Below are 531 nucleotides of genomic sequence, written 5' to 3' on the forward strand. Positions count from 1 at the left end.
CCCCTACAAGCAAATATGAAGACTACAAAATCAAACTCATTACAGAGCGTCTAACGGGTCAAACAAGCCCCTATTATGAAACCGAAGACATGAGATGGGGGCATTGAAAATGAAGAAGATGCCTTGAGAGAATATGCATTCATTTATGATACTGAAATCACGAGGTGCGGCTTTATCCAACACCCCACAATAAAAATGGCGGGAGCAAGCCCTGATGGTCTGATTGATGAAGATGGGTTAATCGAGATCAAATGCCCTAGATCGACTAATCATATGCGTTTCATTATCGATAACGAAATTAGACCAGAATATCTTGCACAAATGCAATTTCAAATGGCTTGTACGGGACGTAAATGGTGTGATTTTATCAGTTATGACCCACGTTTTACAGGCGATTCATCCCTCTTTCGTATGAAAATCAAACGTATCTATCGTGATGAGGAACAAATTCAACAAATCAATCAAGCGGTTGAAAGCTTCTTAGCAGAAATAAAACAAGAGATACAAACTATCTCTACAAAAGCCGCCTGA

The 531-nt window shown here is 39.5% G+C and carries 1 pseudogene; it reads left to right on the forward strand.

The features are described 5' to 3' along the window. Nucleotides 1-531 (forward strand): annotated as a pseudogene (locus tag BN202_RS09065) (lambda exonuclease family protein); the annotation flags it as partial.

This window comes from Bartonella florencae, from assembly GCF_000312525.1.
Classification (GTDB): Bacteria; Pseudomonadota; Alphaproteobacteria; order Rhizobiales; family Rhizobiaceae; genus Bartonella; species Bartonella florencae.